This window comes from Secundilactobacillus malefermentans DSM 5705 = KCTC 3548, from assembly GCF_001436395.1.
GTDB lineage: Bacteria > Bacillota > Bacilli > Lactobacillales > Lactobacillaceae > Secundilactobacillus > Secundilactobacillus malefermentans.
The window spans coordinates 1-13,765 of the sequence record NZ_AZGJ01000051.1 but is presented as its reverse complement, the minus strand read 5'-3'; the positions used below and the strand labels follow the sequence as shown (position 1 = coordinate 13,765).

Sequence of the window (13,765 nt, the reverse complement as noted above, 5' to 3'; positions counted from 1 at the left end):
GAAACTTTGTTCAGTTTTCAAAGATCTACTGTCAACTTTTATATTTCTTACGTGAACAGCTCTAATAGCTTATCATATAGTTCAATATATAGTCAAGCATTTTTTATATTTGTATGTTTATTCATCCGTGTCACAATGTGTGTCGGATTTCCAAACAACGCTATTAAGCTTACCAATTTCCTAAAACTCTGTCAACAACTTTTTTAATAAAAATGGCTGAATATTCAAAATAACATTCATCATGCTGATTCTACGACAAATGCTTAACTCCAGTTTCGACTATTAAGACTTCTCAACGCTTCGGTTTTCCACTTCGGTCTTCTTTCCGAAATTGGTTTAAACCCCGTATGATACGTCCTATTAGTCCAATATACTTTGTGCTTTGCAGCGGCTTCACTATTTTCGGAATCTAAATCTGTGTCTCGTAAAGACAATGATATTTTCCCGGTGTACTCATCAATATCAAGAACCAACGCTTCAACTTCTTGATTAACCTTCAAGTAGTCATGAATATCCTTAACAAAACCTTGATGGCATTCAGAAATATGAATTAGTCCTTGCTTATGCGAACCAATATCAACAAACGCACCATATGGTTGGATTCCGGTAATTTTGCCTTTAACCTTTGATCCAATTTTTAATTTCATATCAAAAACCTCGTAAATACTAATCAACAACAGTTGCTTTATTAATTAAAACTTCTTTAAGTGGCTTATCCATTTCATCAGTTTTGAGCTTGGCAATTTCATCAACAACATCCATCCCAGAAAGAACTTGTCCAAAAACGGTATGACGAAAATCAAGCCATGGCGTTCCACCAGCTTTATAACGATCAACAATTTCTTCTGGGAAACCTGCATCATTCATTTGATCTAGCATCGTATCAGTCATTGCCTTAGATTGAACAATAAAAAACTGACTGCCATTAGAATTAGGTCCAGCGTTAGCCATCGACACAGCACCACGAATATTGTAAAGCTCTTTTGAAAACTCATCTTCAAATGGCTTTCCCCAAGTACTTTCACCGCCCATACCGGTACCAGTTGGATCACCAGTCTGAAGCATAAAGTCACTTATGACACGATGAAAAATAACACCATCATAATAGTCAACTTTTACGAGGGAAATGAAATTTTCAACGGCTTTGGGTGCTTGCTCGGGAAATAGTTGAATCAGAATATCACCCATTGATGTTTGTAACTTAACTTTTGGTCCTTTTGCATTATCTAAATCTAATTGTGGGTACAATCTAAAAACTCCTCTGTCATTATTAATCAAGCCTTATTATTTCATACATGCCCATCCAATTGCAATGACATAATCCGGAATCAGTAAAGAATTCATAAAATTGTGTCTGATATTAAATATAATATGTCTAATTTGATACAATGAATCAATTAAGTATTTACGAAAGGAATCGACATGGCAACACTAATAGACTTTATTCTTCACATTGATGCTCACCTGGTCAATATTGTTAACACTTTTGGCAATTGGACCTACATCATTTTATTCGTTATTATTTTTGTGGAAACCGGCGCAGTTATTCTCCCCTTCCTTCCAGGTGATTCTCTTCTATTTGCAGCAGCGGCTTTATCAGCAAATCCTACTTATAAATTGGATATTGGCTTATTTATCGGTTTGTTCCTGATTGCTGCCGCAGTTGGAGATTCCTTGAACTATTTTCTTGGATCAAAGGCTTCAATTATTCTTCAACGGTACCCTTGGTTCAAAAAATTCATCAAGGAAGACCAGCTACATGATGCACAGTCATTTTTTGATAAACACGGAATCATTGGCATCTTTTTAGCAAGATTTATGCCAATCATCCGTACATTTGCTCCCTTCATTGCCGGCGGTTCAGGGTTTACATACCGTCACTTCGTTAAGTATAATTTGTCAGCTGTTTTTACGTGGGTGATTTTATTTTGTGGTACCGGCTACTTCTTTGGAAATATCAGTTTCGTAAAAGATCATTTTTCCATGGTCGTCATCGGAATCATCCTTGTTTCACTCGTTCCAGCAGTTTACACTTTCGTTAAAGGTAAGTTGAATTCTGCAGCACAAACTAAGTAAGCAAAAAGGCCTCTACTGAATTTAATCAGCAGAAGCCTTTTTTATTTGCCTTCGAATGGCTATCAAAATAATCAATAATTCAAGCTCGAAAATGATAAACGCAAGCGCGAAACAAAGATAAAAGAAACTCTCCGGTAATACCAAAATGATTGGATCTTTTTGTGGATCAAATAACCAATCCTGATTTCTAAAAAACACCTCATGAAATTTAATAAAAAAGGCATTGAAATTTACCGACATAATTGCAGCAACAACAATTGGAACAACTGCCGCTATCCGAAATGGTAAGTCTAATAGCCACAATCTAGACAATTTAAAAAGCCGCTTGATGTAATAAACACTTGGAGAAACTGTTACTAGTAAGACAAAATTATTTAATAGTATTAGTTTTTTGACATCCTCAAAATGATGTAAGCCACTAAATGAGGTTGGAAAATCTGGCATATTTAGACTAATCCACGGTACCTGTAAAAACACTAAGAGTTGGTGATAATTCTTGACAATCTTTCGGGTAGATAATCCCAGTGCTTCAGGAATGTGACGGTAATGGAGAATGAATCTAAACAACCAAACGCTATTAACCGTCAAAAAAATTGAAAAACTAATCATGAATAAAATTAAAATGACGATAAATAACCAATGCAAAAGCCTTTTCTTATTAATCATTAGCAAGATTCCAATCATCTAGTGATTCAATTTCATATGTTGGTTTCTTTTCAACTGCAGCGATTTGGCTTTTCGTTGAAAGACCCGTGTAAACCAAGAGAGTGTCCATCCCCACATTTATTCCTGCAGAAATATCCGTTAAATAATTGTCGCCAACCATAACCACTTCAGACTTGTCTAACCCAACCTTCTTCAACGCATTTTTCATAATAATTGGCTCAGGCTTACCAATATACAGTGCTTGTTGTTGTGTTGTGTACTCAACCATTTTAACAAGTGATCCCGCACCTGGTAACATGCCACGCTCATTGGGAATGTTCGAATCGGAATTAGTTCCAATAAATTTTGCACCATTTCTAATCGCGAGCGTTGCCAATTCAAACTTATGATACGTGACATCGGAATCTAACCCGACGATTACATAATCGGGATTTCGGTTCTCAAGCGTAAATCCTTTACTCAATAATGCTTGCTTAAGCCCTATTTCACCGACTATGTATGCTTTTCGATTTTCCTTGCTGGCCAAATCGTCTAAATAGTCAGCGGTAGCTAACCCAGCAGTGTACACATTTTCTTCCGTCACGTGAATATCATGATTTTCAGCAAGATTTAGGACAACATCCCTTGGTAGTTTCGTTGTGTTATTGGTTACAAATAAAAAAGGCGTATGCGTTTGTTGTAACCGCTCCACAAACCTTTTAGCAGCTGGAATTCGACGCTTTCCTGCATAAACGGTTCCATCTAAATCAATAAAATATCCTTTATATTGTTTCGACACTAAGCTTCACTCCATTATTTTTGAGTTTCTTTTTCCCGAATAACAAAGTGGCGATGACTACTTTGTCCTGAAGAATCTACTTTATTTTCCCGTTTTGTAACGGGTTTGCCAACAGACGAAACACGTTCCCGTACATATGGTTTTTTCCTTCTTGTGCGACTTCTTTGGTGATTAGCGTGACTCTTAGTTGTCCCGCCACGATGAGTCTCATTTGTTTGTTTCGTTTTGTGTTGGTTATTTGCGGGCTTCCGGTTTCTCCGACTAGTGCTCTTTGTGCTCTTGGCGTCCTTATTGTAAAGAACAAAATAACCGGCACCATAATTGCAATATTCAAACAAGTAATCCTGAAGAGCACTAATTTGCTCACTTTTAGAGTTGTTCTTTGAAGTTGCCAAAAATCCTTTAAGTCGTAATTGTCCAAATCCCCAATCACCAACAATATAATCGTACCGACTGAGTGCCGTTGAAAAACGATCAATGAATTCATGCTCATCAAAAGTTTGCTCTGGGTCGGATACAAGCTCATATTCGTGATTATTAATTGAAAAATGTGTTTCATCGGTTCTACTGATATTTGCCATTGGCTTGCGTTCAGACCGTTGCTCAGCAACCAATTCTTCCATTGTTTTTCGATCCATGAGGTACCTCCTTATATTGGATAGTGTTCTGCTAAATACTGAGAAAAGACATCCCGTAGGACAAAGTTTGAGAAAATTTCATTTTTTCCAACGATTTCAATGGTCGGAAAGTACGGAATGAAGGAATAATTATCTACCATCCCTACCTCATACGTTTCCATCGGCGAGATTGGTGAGTTTCGATATAATACAGCCTTAGAATCTTCTTCATAACTTATTCCCGAATAATCAATCGCACCAAACACTTTTCCTCTAAAGCCCATCCCCTTAATCGGAAATCGGAGAAGGTAGTTTCGATTCTTTTCCATTTCTCTGATTAACCGCCAGAGATCATATCCAGAAAGCGTGACCTTCATTGCGTGAATGGAATGTGGAAGTAATTTATGAATATCATTTCGGTTGACAACACCTGCAGGAAGATTTGTTAAGAACAGGCCACTATTCAAAATGGCCGCGTTCGTATGCGTAAATTCCTGAATTGCTAATAAACCTTCCCCAATCACTCGAGAATACCCTGTCCAGCTTGTTTCCATTGCTGATGGCAATTTTGCAACTGACTGTTCGGATAAGATTTGCTCCCCTAAAGCGGAATAATGTGCCACTTCGCCTTTATCTGCAGGAGCAGCAACCAGCCCCTCAACGGGTGTCACCGTCGCTTTATTTGAAATTAACTTATGATTATCATCAAATACTAGATCAACTTGACCTACGTACTCACCATATTTTCCGGCGGCCGCTAGTAGTGAGTTACCAATTTGCTGCCCATGCACGAGCAAATGGTGGGTATGTGCGCCAATAATCAATCCCACTTGTGGAAATTGCTTAGCAATGGCTTGATCGACATTAAGTCCTAAATGAGAAAGCAATATGACATAGTCAGCTTGTCCCTCAAATTTTTTTAACAAATATGGCAACATTTTTTCAACTGAAATTGTTCGCCATCCAAGCTTAGGATAGGTGTCCATGTATGGCGCAGTTAACCCTAATATTAATATTCTTGTACCGCCCTTGGTTTTTACAATTTTACCATCTTTTGCCCAAGATGGCTGCTTTCTATCATTCAAGGTTAATAGATTTCCTAAAATAACATCAAAATTAGCATAATCATACAAATGGTTTAATTGATCCATTGTATTGCCAAGGCCCTCATTATTGCCGATGGTCACACCATCAAAACCTATTTCATTCATCAATTCTACATTTTTTTGACCATCTGTTGCTTCCGTAAGCGGGTGCACTCTATCCATCGCATCCCCAATATCGAAGGTGAACACGGAGTTCCCTTCACGTTGAAATTGCGCCTTTTTTTGTCCGATAAATCTGCGAATCTTAGGCCATTTATTCAAATGGGAGTGAAGATCATTTATGTGTAAAATTTTAACCTTGTCTGCCATCTCAATGCCTCTTTTTAAAATCTTCAAATTTGCGTTCAACCATCAATTCAATATCTGATGTCGAAAGTGGTGTTCCAAAAGGAATCTTTTTAGTTAAATAGTCAAGCTCTGGAGAATCAACTCCAACGTTCAAGTTTTCTTTAATTGGCACTGCATAGTGATGAATATGACCATGTAAGTTAATAATTTGATTAACAATACCAAGCATCATTGGATAATGTGTTAAATAATACTGTCGATGATCATATTTGACGATAACCCCCACATCATGAAACTCAAATTTGGGTTTGCCATTTACCTCAACATTATTTTTATCTAAATACTTAAAAAAGTCACGACTATCATGATTCCCTTTGATAAAGATAATCCGACCATTTAGTTGCAATAAAATTTGAAGAACTGCCTCGTTCGACTTCGAAGCCGGATGCGTAAAATAGAGCGCAACGTCTCCCAGATGATAAGTGGTGTCGGTTGGCTTTACTCGACTGTTCCAATTTCGAATGATCTCTTCGTTCATGTCTTCCACCGTTAGAAATGGCCTAGGTGCGAAATCATTCATTCCCAGAAGATCCTTATGATAAAAATGTGTATCTGACGTAAAAAATATCAACTTATTCATCTCTCTGACTTATTTACCTGATTATATTTTAATTCTATCATTCTCCATCCTACATTAGTTATCTAAATATAAAAAGCTCTCAAAGTTTTCGTCACTTTGAGAGCCGTAATAAATTTAATTGGTCTATATTGTATCCTTTTTCCTGCTTTTTAAGCTATGGAAAGCCCACAGTGCAATTAACCAGATGATAGAACCAATCAGTGCAATTAAAGTCTCCGTTTTCAGCACTAATACAATCCCCACTCCTATGAGAAATAAGAGAACTAAGTAATCTGAATAGGGTGAAAAAGGAAGCGAGAATTTTCCGACCTTACCTTTTTGTGCACGGCGAAACTTTAAATGTGCCAGCATAATTGATCCCCAAATGAAAAGGAAGCAAGTTGTTGCAATACTTGAAATGAATGTGAACACATGGCCAGGCATAAATAGGTTTAATAAAAGAGAAGCTGCAATGACCACTGCGGAAAATCGCACTGCATTACCAGGCACCTGAGTCCTAGACAGCTTACTGAGCTTATGGCTTATCTTTGACTCCCCCCGGTACGTCAGCGAGAATAACATTCTCCCAGTTGTAAATAATGAACTATTACATGCTGATACAGCAGCCGTTAAGACAACAAAATTTATGATAACTGCGGCCGATTTAATGCCGATAGCCGAAAACACCTGTACAAACGGGCTTTGATTTGGTGAAATATATTGCCAGGGATAAATACACATTAGGGCTAATAATGATCCTAGATAAAAGAGAATGACTCGGAATGGAATATCATCAATTGCCTTTGGAATAATTTGGGTAGGATCCTGTGTTTCAGAAGCAGTCATCCCCACCATTTCAATTCCAACAAAACTAAATAAAACCATTTGGAATGACAGGAAGAATCCTTTTGCACCATTTGCAAGAAATCCACCCTTAAAAAGGTTCCCAATTTCAGCGTGTCCAACTGGGGTTTTAAATCCGACAGAAACCATATAGATTCCTGCCAATATTAATCCAATGATTGCTACGATTTTGATAATCGCAAACCAAAATTCCGTTTCACCAAAGGCACGAACCGTGATTGAATTTATCATCAGTAAAACTAACAGGATGACTAACCCAGTGACCCACGCCGGTAAATGCGGAAACCAGAATTGCAAGTAGAGTCCTGAAGCCGTTAATTCTGCCATTGCAATGGTAAGCCAACAGACCCAGTACGTCCAGCCGGTAATGAATCCCCATGTTTCTCCTAAATATTTTGAAATAAATTCAATAAATGAATGTGCCTTTAAATCTGACAATAAGAGCTCACCAAGGGCCCTCATCAGCAAAAAACACATTATTCCTGTAATTAAATACGCCAAAATAATCGACGGACCTGCCAAATGAATCGATTGACCAGCACCAAGAAATAAACCAGTTCCAATTGTGCCACCCAACGCTATTAATTGGACGTGTCGTCCTTTTAATCCTCTTGAAAGTTCTTTTTCACCTTGTTGCTTCTTTTCATTCACCTGGGTTGCCCCTTTCCGTTGGATTAATTATAAACAAATCCACTTAGTTTCTCCAATACCAGTCGGAGAGACTCGTTTTTGATTTGACGCAGATTCCCGTTAATTCAATACTCTTCATCTTTAATATTTTAAGATGAATATTTTTCAACTTAAAATGAAAATAAAAAGGATCCCAGTAAAACTGACATCCTTTATCATTCTCTATTTCAATCTTTCAATATCACGAACAATCATTAATTCCTCATCAGTTGGAATCAGAAGTGTCTTAACTGTTGCATCAGCAGCACTAAGGTCTCGCTCGACTCCACGAATATGATTCTTTTCTGGATCGACTTTAATACCAAAGTAGTCAAGTTTATCGGCAACTTCTTGGCGAATAGTGAAATCATTCTCGCCAACACCGGCAGTAAATACGATTGCGTCAACGCCATCAAGCTCAGCAACGTACTCACCTACATATCGAACAATTCGTTGAATGTACATATCACGTGCTAATTTAGCTTGCTTATTGTCAGCTTGAACTGCTTCGACCTCACGCATATCTGCAGAAACGCCAGACACACCAATTAGGCCAGATTTATGATTTAAAATATCAATCATATCATCCATCTTTGTAATGTTTAATTTTTCCATCAAATAGCTAATCAACGAAACATCAACATCACCAGTCCGGGTTGCCATCATAATCCCTGTTAATGGCGTAAAGCCCATAGACGTATCGAAAGACTTACCATTCTTAATTGCAGTAATTGAGGCACCAGCTCCAATATGCAAGGTAATTAGCTTAAGATCTTCCAAAGGCTTGCCTAAAATTTCAGCAGCCCTTTGAGAAACGTATCGATGACTAGTCCCATGGGCACCGTATTTACGAGCTCCAAACTTCGTGTAGTACTCATATGGAAGAGCATACATGTAATTTACAGCAGGCATCGTTGTATGGAACGAGGTATCAAAGACTGCAACACTAGGAATATCAGGCAAAATTTTCTTGAACGCACGAATACCCATTGCTTCAGCTGGATTATGCAATGGGGCATACTCAGCTAATGACTCAATTTGATCAATAACTTTATCATCAATCAAAACAGAATCATTAAATATTTCCCCACCCGCAACCACTCGGTGTCCTACACCCGTAATTTCGTTGTAATCCTTGATAATATTAAGTTTAAGCAATTGATCCAACATAATTTGAATTGCTTCTTCGTGGGTGCTGATGTTCAATGTTTCTTCAAACTTTTTGCCGTCACCATATTTAATAGTAACAACTGAGTCATTGAGCCCGATCCGTTCAACTAACCCACTCGAAATAACACTTTCCTCTGGCATTTGAAATAATTTATACTTTAAAGTTGAGCTACCTGCATTAACCGCCATTGATTTTCCCATTATTAAATTCTCCTTTATTACTTCTTAAATAAATCTTGTTGTTCCCATTCTAATATTTCACCCATGAACTTTTTGAATTGAGCCTGATTCTTGAAAGATGGAAATTCACCAAGCATTACTTTGTTTGCTTGCAATGCACCGTCTCCATGACTCTGTAAAATTAGAATTGATTTTTGGGCACTATCGTTCAAGAAAAGTGCCTTAGGTAAATTAAGAAAACCTTGTAAATAAGCGCTCCCTTGCATCCACTTCAATAATTGTTTTGCTTGACCGCTTTGGAAAAGATTGGTTGGCACCAAAAATATTCCAAATCCGCCGTCTTTGACGTGGGACATTGATTGTTCAATGAGCAAGTGATGAACATATGAGTGCCCATCGTTCGCACTCGTTGTGTACTTTTTAGCATTTTCATCAAGCGGATAATATCCAACCGGTAAGTCAGAAATAGCAACGTCACTTTTACCGAATGCAAGCTTACCAAGGGAATCCTGATGATATAGTGCTAAATTAAGTCCTTGTAAATTAGCACTTATTTGGGCAATAGCAAGTAGTGTATCGTCATTGTCGACTCCAATTCCCTTAACTTTTGGAATTGAATTCCCAATTAATTCATTAATGACGGTTGTCATTAGATTACCAGTTCCAACTGCTAAATCCAGAACTTCGAGTTCCGATGACTGTGGTAATAGGCTTGTTACCAAATAACCAATAATCATGCCAATTGTATCAGGTGTGAGTTGATGGTTTGGTTGAATAGTATCTTTTTGAGTCACCTTCAACATTGAATATTGAATTGCTCTTCGAATTGTCGAAGCGTCTAACTGACTGAGATCAATCGATTGGTATAGAGTCGTTAGCTTAGTTACCGCAGTGGTACTTGGCTTTCCATCCTCAACCTGAACGTTCTTTTCAATTAGATTGTCTCCAGTTTCTATTAGCGCATCAATATATGATGTAGACAACTCATCCTGCAAGATTTCAATGCTCTGATCCATCACCTTAAATAAAGCTTCACTTTCATTTTCAGACAGTATCTTCAGCATCCCTTCATCATGAATTGATCTATTCTTACACCATTACATCTTACAGAGATTTGACCTGATATTCAAGCAAAGTTTGTGAATTTGAATAGGCTTTCATTATTATTTATTCATTTGTTCAATCTTTTTTTCATAATTTCCAACCAAATAATGGTATGACTTTTGACGTTGAGCGTAACCCAAAAGTTGAAAAGCTAAAATAGCCATTACAATCGTCATAAAGCAAATTGCAATCATCATGGCTGACCCTTCTCTCTGATTTTTCATGATACGCTCTCCTCCATGTTCAGTCGGGCCCGAAAAACTTGATCATCTTTAGTATGTACCTTCATTTCAACCGTTTTTCCCTTGCCACTATAAAATTGAACTAGGCGGATATCATCCATCAATGGAATATACCCGCCATCATTTGTTGAAAGTATCAGTGATTGTCTATTCTGCTTTAATACATATTGCGTTTGATCCTGGTCATCCTTTAAGTAGATTTGATTTGTATACATCTTGCTTATTTTAAAGTGTTTCTGATTTTCTTCCAGCTCTGATAGCGTGTAATACCATGAAAGTGTTTCGTCCTTATTTGTCCGCAACATTGGTAACGCAACTTGTATTGTTAAAACCAATAGGCTTAAGACAACAAGTGCGATAACCACTTCAATAATCGTAAAACCATTCCTCGTTTTTCTATTATTCATGATGACTAGAAATCCCATCTTTTAGAAGGTGTTCTTCAAATCTTTTTCGAGTTTGTGTCAAATTGCGAATACTTTGGCGTTCTTGCTCAGACATCAATTGATGAATCGTTAAATAAGTAACCGTCGTTGTTGTCACAATAACCAAGCCTACCAAGGCTTCAACAAGCACAAACCCCGCCTTTTTATTCAACTTTACGATTAACACGGTATAACCCCCATCCCATTTGAACCGTTTGACGGTAGCTTGCTGGTCCGACCGTTGAATACCAATCAATTGTCGTCGGACTAATATTACCGTTTGAATTCATCTTTAATAAATAGGTTGAATGCAGACTTAGAGTTGTCGGTATTTTAATCACATCTTTTTTCCCATCACAGGTAAACGAAACCGTCCGATTATCCCCAATTCTTATGATTAATGGTTGCTGACTTGCTTTTGCTTTAAATTGAGCAGATTGCCATTCATCCCTCAAGTTTACAAAGAATGATTCTTCGATTTTTGTCGTCCGACCGGCAATCATTCTTGAACCAAATGTTCCAATCATTAAAAATAAGGTCGTAATTCCCAATACAACGACCATTTCTATAAGCGTGAATCCAGCTCTCTCACTGGAGTGCTTCTTGGCCATGAATTGAAATCCCCTCTTTTTTTGCTTCACTGATTTGTTTGCTTGTTAAGTAGCCTTTTTGTTCTAGGACCTGATAGGTCACCAAACTTGCATCACTTTCGTCTAGGTACATATCAATTTGAGTCTGTACAACCGTTCTCATTGCACGAGCATGAACTTGTTGGGCATGATTTCTCTGTGAACTAATATTGGGAACAACAATTAAAATTAATAACGAAATAATGAACAGTACAATCGCCATTTCAATAAGCGTGAATCCTTCTCGTTTTTTCATTATTCAATTCCTCCTACAGTCGAATACATTGGGAGCAATAAGCTCAAATATATGCCAACAATCATTAACCCCACTATCCCAAACAAAAGTGGCTGAATTAGGGTAATAGCTCTTTCAATTCTTTCAACTAACTGATGATACTTAAGTTTCGAATACATAAATAAATCTTCATTCAATTGCTTGCCTGTTTCCCCCTTGCTGACAAACACCAGTAGCTCAAAGGGAATCAGTCTGTCATCTTGGATAACTAACGATATATCTCTGCCTTTTTCTACTTGTTGGGAAACCTTAGATCCTAGTTGGTACAAAAAGGTATCTGAATTAAATTGATTGGTTATTTTTAATATATCTTGTAGTCCCAGTCCACTTTTCATCATCATTGCTAAATTCAAAATTAAATTATACTGATAATAATCTTGTACAACTTTTCCCAGAATTGGCACACGTGTAAAGATTCTAAGTCGGGTTAGGAGATTCAATTTTTTCAGTGTGATAAACAGGATCAAGATTATCAAGAATCCAAGCAACACCCCCGTTATTATCAAAAAGTGCATTCTTGGTTGGACTTGGGATGACTTGTCTGGTGCAAGCCCCTTTATTGCTGGAAAAACCCAGATCTGCAAACAAATAAGGAGCATCATCAAGAATCCAAGTAAAATCAGCGGATATGTCAATAAACTTTTTATCTTTTTTAACTGGTTCAGCTTAAGCCTCAACAACTTGCTCATCTCTCCCAAAACCATGACAAGCTGACCATTACTTTCAGCAATTTCAATTTGGGTCAATAAATCATTTGAAAAGTAGGGCCTCGTACAGGCTGAGAAGGTCTTGCCATCACTTAATGCAATTCCAATTTGATGAACATCCCTTTGATGCCTTTTTACCATCACTTCACAAAAATTAATTGCTTGCTTTAATGAAAATCCAACTTTTAGTAAATCAGATAACAACGTGATAAAGGTTGCTTGCTCCTCGGCTTTCCATTTAGCCTGCTTTGTACTGTTTAAAGACGTCTTCTGAGATTTCGCCACCCTTAACTCCCCTTTTAAGATATTTTTCCCATTTTTCTGTCATTCCAATATCCGTAACAACACTGGAATCGTTAAAACCCCATAAATCATATAAAGCTTTCATTTTACCTGATTTAACTGGTATCAATCGCTGGTAAGCAACTCCAGTTAGGGCCTGTGTTAATAATTCACGGTTAATGCCAAGTTGCACGAGTCGCTGTTGAACCCCCAGCGCAGATTGAGCATGAATCGTGCTATAGACTAAATATCCACTTAGTGCTGCTTGAACAGCTGCAGAGGCCGTTTCGGCGTCTCTAATTTCTCCAATAATAAAAATATCTGGCCGGTGCCGTAACGCAACCTTTATTAGATCGTCATAACTCATTTGGGCATCATCATTTACCTGAAGTTGTAAAAAAGACGGCTCCGTCACTTCAACTGGATCTTCAATGGTTAAAACTAATTTATGCTGGCAAATTCTTTTCGTTAAATGATAAATTGATGTTGTTTTCCCCGATCCTGTAGGCCCAGCGAAAAGGATCAGTCCTCTTCTTTCTTGCCATTCCAATAAATAATCCTCTTGCTCTTTAAACAAGAATTCTTGCTTAATTAAGGCTATCGGATAAATAAGCCTAATCACCAGTGATTCTTCGTTTAAATAGTTTCCAACAGTGGATAATCGCAAATTAATAACTGTATTCTTATATCTGTACTGCATTGAGCCAAGTTGGGGTCGTCTTTTTTCAGTAATCGCCATGTTGGCGTGAAATTTAAAATAAGCAATTAATTGAGTTCCAATTGATGCGGGTAGCATCCCTAAATCCATTAGTCCATTCCCTCGTTGATCTTGAATAATGTACTCACCATTTCGAGGCAAAATAAAGACATCTGAGCTACGATGTTTGATGGCTATGTTCAAGTAGCTTGCAGCCTGCTTATGCGTGTTCATCCTGACACTTCCTTTCCTCTTCATAGATAAATACGTAAACCAAACAAAAAAACACTTCTTGTCGTTAAACAAGAAGTGTTTTAATCGTGATTTATTCGGTTCTATACTTTTTCCTGT

The 13,765-nt window shown here is 37.5% G+C and carries 18 protein-coding genes; 1 reads left to right on the top strand and 17 read right to left on the bottom strand.

The genetic code is table 11. From position 1 onward, the window contains the following. Positions 1 to 263 precede the first annotated feature (263 nt). Together FD44_RS08470 and FD44_RS08465 are read right to left on the bottom strand one after the other, a co-directional pair. Entirely contained in the window at positions 264 to 647 is a 384-nt protein-coding gene (locus FD44_RS08470; RefSeq protein WP_010620742.1) for a CvfD/Ygs/GSP13 family RNA-binding post-transcriptional regulator, read from the bottom strand. Positions 648 to 666: 19 nt separating this feature from the next. Next, positions 667 to 1,248, bottom strand: a complete 582-nt coding sequence (locus tag FD44_RS08465; protein WP_010620741.1) for a peptidylprolyl isomerase — start codon at positions 1,246 to 1,248, stop codon at positions 667 to 669. 174 nt (positions 1,249 to 1,422) lie between these two features. On the opposite strand from FD44_RS08465, the gene FD44_RS08460 reads away from it, so the two are divergent. Next, on the top strand, positions 1,423 to 2,076 hold the full coding sequence (locus FD44_RS08460) for a VTT domain-containing protein (protein ID WP_010620740.1): 654 nt from the start codon (positions 1,423 to 1,425) through the stop codon (positions 2,074 to 2,076). Positions 2,077 to 2,097: 21 nt separating this feature from the next. Here FD44_RS08460 and FD44_RS08455 read toward each other — a convergent pair whose 3' ends face one another. The 15 genes from FD44_RS08455 to comGA all read right to left on the bottom strand — a co-directional run bounded on the left by FD44_RS08455 (position 2,098) and on the right by comGA (position 13,648). Next, the gene (locus tag FD44_RS08455; protein ID WP_010620739.1) at positions 2,098 to 2,742 is read right to left on the bottom strand and encodes a TIGR01906 family membrane protein; all 645 of its coding nucleotides are present in this window, start codon (positions 2,740 to 2,742) and stop codon (positions 2,098 to 2,100) included. Beyond that, a complete protein-coding gene (locus FD44_RS08450) occupies positions 2,735 to 3,520 on the bottom strand; it encodes a TIGR01457 family HAD-type hydrolase (protein WP_010620738.1) in 786 nt (261 codons plus the stop codon). Before FD44_RS08450 ends, FD44_RS08455 begins: the two co-directional genes overlap by 8 nt. Before the next feature lie 14 nt (positions 3,521 to 3,534). After that, positions 3,535 to 4,158, bottom strand: a complete 624-nt coding sequence (locus FD44_RS08445; RefSeq protein WP_010620737.1) for a YutD family protein — start codon at positions 4,156 to 4,158, stop codon at positions 3,535 to 3,537. An 11-nt stretch (positions 4,159 to 4,169) separates the two neighbouring features. Continuing rightward, a complete protein-coding gene (locus FD44_RS08440; protein ID WP_010620736.1) occupies positions 4,170 to 5,552 on the bottom strand; it encodes a bifunctional metallophosphatase/5'-nucleotidase in 1,383 nt (460 codons plus the stop codon). A gap of 1 nt (position 5,553) precedes the next feature. Next, positions 5,554 to 6,162: a metallophosphoesterase gene (locus FD44_RS08435; RefSeq protein WP_029327634.1), complete on the bottom strand. Its 609-nt coding sequence runs from the start codon at positions 6,160 to 6,162 to the stop codon at positions 5,554 to 5,556. Between the two features lie 132 nt (positions 6,163 to 6,294). After that, positions 6,295 to 7,665: an amino acid permease gene (locus FD44_RS08430; protein ID WP_010620734.1), complete on the bottom strand. Its 1,371-nt coding sequence runs from the start codon at positions 7,663 to 7,665 to the stop codon at positions 6,295 to 6,297. A 201-nt stretch (positions 7,666 to 7,866) separates the two neighbouring features. After that, positions 7,867 to 9,054 carry an acetate/propionate family kinase gene (locus FD44_RS08425; protein ID WP_010620733.1) on the bottom strand — a complete coding sequence of 396 codons (1,188 nt, stop codon included), beginning with the start codon at positions 9,052 to 9,054 and terminating at the stop codon, positions 7,867 to 7,869. A gap of 17 nt (positions 9,055 to 9,071) precedes the next feature. Further along, positions 9,072 to 10,097, bottom strand: a complete 1,026-nt coding sequence (locus FD44_RS08420) for a class I SAM-dependent methyltransferase (RefSeq protein WP_010620732.1) — start codon at positions 10,095 to 10,097, stop codon at positions 9,072 to 9,074. Positions 10,098 to 10,196: 99 nt separating this feature from the next. Further along, positions 10,197 to 10,361, bottom strand: coding sequence for a hypothetical protein (locus tag FD44_RS10530; RefSeq protein WP_155801560.1), 165 nt, complete (start codon positions 10,359 to 10,361; stop codon positions 10,197 to 10,199). Then, positions 10,358 to 10,786: a competence type IV pilus minor pilin ComGF gene (locus tag FD44_RS08415; protein WP_010620731.1), complete on the bottom strand. Its 429-nt coding sequence runs from the start codon at positions 10,784 to 10,786 to the stop codon at positions 10,358 to 10,360. Before FD44_RS08415 ends, FD44_RS10530 begins: the two co-directional genes overlap by 4 nt. Next, positions 10,779 to 10,991 (bottom strand): hypothetical protein, encoded by a 213-nt coding sequence (locus tag FD44_RS08410; RefSeq protein ID WP_029327632.1) that lies wholly within the window; start codon positions 10,989 to 10,991, stop codon positions 10,779 to 10,781. Before FD44_RS08410 ends, FD44_RS08415 begins: the two co-directional genes overlap by 8 nt. Further along, entirely contained in the window at positions 10,969 to 11,415 is a 447-nt protein-coding gene (locus tag FD44_RS08405) for a prepilin-type N-terminal cleavage/methylation domain-containing protein (protein ID WP_010620729.1), read from the bottom strand. The genes FD44_RS08410 and FD44_RS08405 overlap by 23 nt, the downstream gene beginning before the upstream one ends. Further along, entirely contained in the window at positions 11,393 to 11,689 is a 297-nt protein-coding gene (comGC, locus tag FD44_RS08400) for a competence type IV pilus major pilin ComGC (protein ID WP_010620728.1), read from the bottom strand. The genes FD44_RS08405 and comGC overlap by 23 nt, the downstream gene beginning before the upstream one ends. Further along, the gene (locus FD44_RS08395) at positions 11,689 to 12,720 is read right to left on the bottom strand and encodes a type II secretion system F family protein (protein WP_010620727.1); all 1,032 of its coding nucleotides are present in this window, start codon (positions 12,718 to 12,720) and stop codon (positions 11,689 to 11,691) included. The genes comGC and FD44_RS08395 overlap by 1 nt, the downstream gene beginning before the upstream one ends. Then, positions 12,674 to 13,648, bottom strand: coding sequence for a competence type IV pilus ATPase ComGA (gene comGA, locus FD44_RS08390; protein ID WP_010620726.1), 975 nt, complete (start codon positions 13,646 to 13,648; stop codon positions 12,674 to 12,676). Before comGA ends, FD44_RS08395 begins: the two co-directional genes overlap by 47 nt. Positions 13,649 to 13,765: the final 117 nt, after the last annotated feature.